The sequence below is a fragment of the Ilumatobacter sp. genome (genome assembly GCF_049588435.1).
Taxonomy (GTDB): domain Bacteria; phylum Actinomycetota; class Acidimicrobiia; order Acidimicrobiales; family Ilumatobacteraceae; genus Ilumatobacter_A.
The window spans coordinates 1-3,414 of record NZ_JBAVYV010000132.1; the positions used below are offsets into that span (position 1 = coordinate 1).

A 3,414-nucleotide genomic window follows, 5' to 3' on the forward strand; every position below is an offset into this window, starting at 1 on the left:
GATCACGTGGCACCACGGTGTCGCGGTCTCGGTCGGGCGCACCCAGCACATCGTCCCCGACCGGACTCGACGAATCGTCGAGTACCGCGACGGAGGATGCCGGGTGCCCGGGTGTCGCAACGGCCGATTCGTCGAGGTCCATCACATCGTCCACTGGTCCGACGGCGGGACCACCGATACGGCGAATCTGATCTGTCTGTGTCCCAAGCATCACCGACTGCATCACCAGGGTCGGCTCGGGATCGCCGGGAACGCCGACATCGACGCGGTCGTGTTCACCGACGACAACGAAAGATTGCTCACTGACAGCGGCACCAGACCCGAGCCCATCGGGGCACCTCCACCCCCGATCCGGGGCACCTGGCAGCACCCTCTCGGCGAACGCCTCGACTTCCGCTGGCTCTCCTTCAACGACGATCCCGCACGGCCGAAGTTCTCGGCGTAGCCGGCTCCCGTCTCGAATCGACTCACCCCGACTCGGTTCCGAACTAACGTCAGCCGAATGAGCAACCTCGATCAACCGGCGGACAGTCCAGGCGACGTCCCACCACCACCCCCAACGGCGGCAGCTGCCCCGATCGCGCTCGGACCCCCCGGCAAGGCCCGTTCCGACTGGCTCGTGATCCTCGTGTCGATCCTCACGCTGGGGATCTGGACATGGGTCTGGTCGTACCAGAACGGCAACGAGCTCCACGAGCACAACCGCAACGGGATCGGCGGCGTCGGATATCTCCTCCTGACGATCTTCATCTCACCGGTCACCATGTTCCTGATGGCCGGCGAGATCGAGAAGATGTACGTCGCCGACCGCCGGAAGCCACCGGTGACCACGATGACCGGACTGTGGTTCCTCCTGCCCGTCGTCGGCTACTTCATCTGGTACATCCGGGTCCAGAACGCACTGAACGAACACTGGGAAGGACTCGGCGCCAACGCGGCATCGGGCCTCTGACGGCACTCGATCCGATTCGCCCGGGCTCCTCGCGTGCCCGAGGCGGGTCGGTCAGGTGAAACGCGACCGGGCGATGCCCGCGAGTGAGTCGGCCGCCGACCGAGCGAGTTCGGCTGTCGGCGCCTCGACCATCACCCGGATCAACGGCTCGGTTCCACTCGCTCGGAGCAGGACTCGACCCGTTGCCCCGAGTTCGGCCTCGACCCGGGCGACATCGGCGGCCATCAGCTCGGCGACATCGGGGACCCGGTTCGCCACGCGCACGTTGACGAGGACCTGTGGGAGCGAAGTCATCGCCTCGGAGGCGATGTCGGCCAATGGCCGATCGGCACGCTTGACCACGTCGAGCAGCGTGAGCGCGGTGAGCAGACCGTCACCGGTCGTCGCGTGGTCGGCGAAGATCACGTGGCCGCTCTGCTCGCCACCGAGCGAGAACGCTCCCGCACCGAGTGCCTCGAGCACATAGCGATCGCCGACTCCGGTCACCACCACGTCGATTCCGGCCGACTCCATCGCCAGCTTGAAACCGAGATTGGTCATCACCGTGACGACCACGGTGTCGTACGCCAGCAGACCGCGCTCGCGCAGGTCGACCGCGCAGATGGCGATCACGTGGTCACCGTCGACGACGCTGCCATGATGATCGACCGCGATCAGGCGATCGGCATCGCCGTCGAGGGCGATGCCGACATCAGCGCCGTGCTCGACGACCGCAGCGGCCACGAAGTCCGGCGCGGTGGCACCGCACCCGGCGTTGATGTTGCGACCGTCGGGTTGATCGGCCACGACAATGACGTCGGCTCCGGCCGCACGCAGCGCGGCGGGAGCGACGACCGACGCCGCACCGTTGGCGGTGTCGAGCACGATCCGCAGTCCATCGAGTCGGCGTCCTTCGAGCGTGCGCAGGACGTGGTCGACGTACCCGGATGACCCATCGACCTCGACCACCGTCGGTTCGGGGAAATCGTCGAAGGCAGCCGACCCGGAACGCTGGCCGGACGAGGGCGAACCGTCGCCGGCGGAGGCGAGCACCTCGAGTTCGGCTTCGATCTCCGCCTCGACGTGATCGGGAAGCTTCGTGCCACCCGGCGCGAAGAGTTTGATTCCGTTGTCGTGGAACGGATTGTGCGACGCCGAGACCATCGCTCCCATCGCCCCGGTGCGTTGTGCCTCGAAGGCGACCAATGGGGTCGGGACGACGCCGAGGCGGATCACGTCCATCCCCTCGGCGCAGAACCCCTCGGTCAATGCCTGGTCGAAGGCGGGGGTCGACTCACGGGTGTCACCACCGATCACCACGGTCGACGTTCCCCGACCGTCGGCCCCATGCCGATCCGACCCCAGAACGCGAGACGCCGCCCGTGCAAGACGGGCGGCGAACTCGGTGGTCAATTCTTCGTGAGCGACTCCGCGGACACCGTCGGTGCCGAAGTTCATCGGAACGGTGCTCCGAGCAGATCCGTGATCGAGCGGATCAGCGCTTGGTGAACTGAGGAGCCTTGCGGGCCTTCTTGAGGCCGTACTTCTTGCTCTCCTTCTTACGCGGGTCACGCGTGAGGAGCCCGGAGGTCTTCAGCGTGTTGCGCGATTCAGGATCGAGCTCGACGAGCGAGCGGGCGATCGCCATGCGCAGGGCGCCGGCCTGACCGCTCGCGCCGCCGCCGTGGATCGTGGCGGTGATGTCGTAGGACTCGCGGGTCTCGGTGACGTTCAACGGCTCCGCGACGACCATCTGCGATGCGTCGGTCGGGAAGTAGGCCTCGAGGGTCTTGCCGTTGATCGTGAACTGGCCGGTGCCGGGGCGCAGCGAAGCGCGGGCGACGGCGCGCTTGCGGCGGCCGGTGGTCTGGGTGAGCGGTGCAGTCATGTGTTTCTCGTTCTCTTCAGTCAAGTCGTCAGTCGTCAGGTGGGACAGTCAGCGGGCCGCTCAGCGGGCTTTCGCGTGGTCGATGGCCATCGGCGTGGGCTGCTGCGAGGAGTGCGGGTGCTCGCCACCTGCGTAGACCTTGAGCTTGGTCAGCTGCTGACGTCCGAGGGGACCCTTCGGCAGCATGCCGCGGATCGACTGGCGGACAGCCTCGGCGGGCTTGCGAGCGTGCAGCTTGGCGTACGACTCGGACTTGATGCCGCCCGGGTAGCCGGAGTGCCGGTACTTCATGGTGCGCTCGGCCTTGCCGGACGTCATGACGATCTTGTCGGCGTTGATCACGATGACGTGATCGCCGGTGTCGATGTGGGGGGCGTAGATCGGCTTGTGCTTCCCCTTCAGGACGCGGGCGACCTCGGTGCACATGCGACCGAGGACCATGCCTTCGGCGTCGACGACGTGCCACTCACGTTGCGCCTGGATTTCACTTTGCTTCGGACTGTAGGTCGCCATCTCGGGCCTCTCTCTGCGGTCGCGTCGGACCGGTTGGATTCGACTGCGTCGGACAGCACTTCCGATGGAAGCGGCCGCTCAC

General features: G+C 66.6%; 5 protein-coding genes. 2 read left to right on the forward strand and 3 right to left on the reverse strand.

The window, feature by feature from the left end; genetic code table 11:
* Positions 1-445 (forward strand): HNH endonuclease signature motif containing protein (locus tag WBV89_RS05055; RefSeq protein WP_423980249.1); only part of this gene is annotated, 445 nt, incomplete at its 5' end.
* A gap of 57 nt (positions 446-502) precedes the next feature.
* Complete coding sequence (locus WBV89_RS05060) at positions 503-952, forward strand: DUF4234 domain-containing protein (RefSeq protein ID WP_423980250.1); 450 nt, start codon at positions 503-505, stop codon at positions 950-952.
* Positions 953-1,003: 51 nt separating this feature from the next.
* Here WBV89_RS05060 and glmM read toward each other — a convergent pair whose 3' ends face one another.
* Genes glmM through rplM form a run of 3 tightly spaced genes read right to left on the reverse strand, consistent with a single transcriptional unit; the run spans position 1,004 to position 3,332 of the window.
* Complete coding sequence (gene glmM / locus WBV89_RS05065; protein WP_423980251.1) at positions 1,004-2,389, reverse strand: phosphoglucosamine mutase; 1,386 nt, start codon at positions 2,387-2,389, stop codon at positions 1,004-1,006.
* A gap of 37 nt (positions 2,390-2,426) precedes the next feature.
* A complete protein-coding gene (gene rpsI / locus WBV89_RS05070) occupies positions 2,427-2,819 on the reverse strand; it encodes a 30S ribosomal protein S9 (RefSeq protein ID WP_423980252.1) in 393 nt (130 codons plus the stop codon).
* Between the two features lie 60 nt (positions 2,820-2,879).
* A complete protein-coding gene (gene rplM, locus WBV89_RS05075) occupies positions 2,880-3,332 on the reverse strand; it encodes a 50S ribosomal protein L13 (protein ID WP_423980253.1) in 453 nt (150 codons plus the stop codon).
* Positions 3,333-3,414 lie beyond the last annotated feature (82 nt).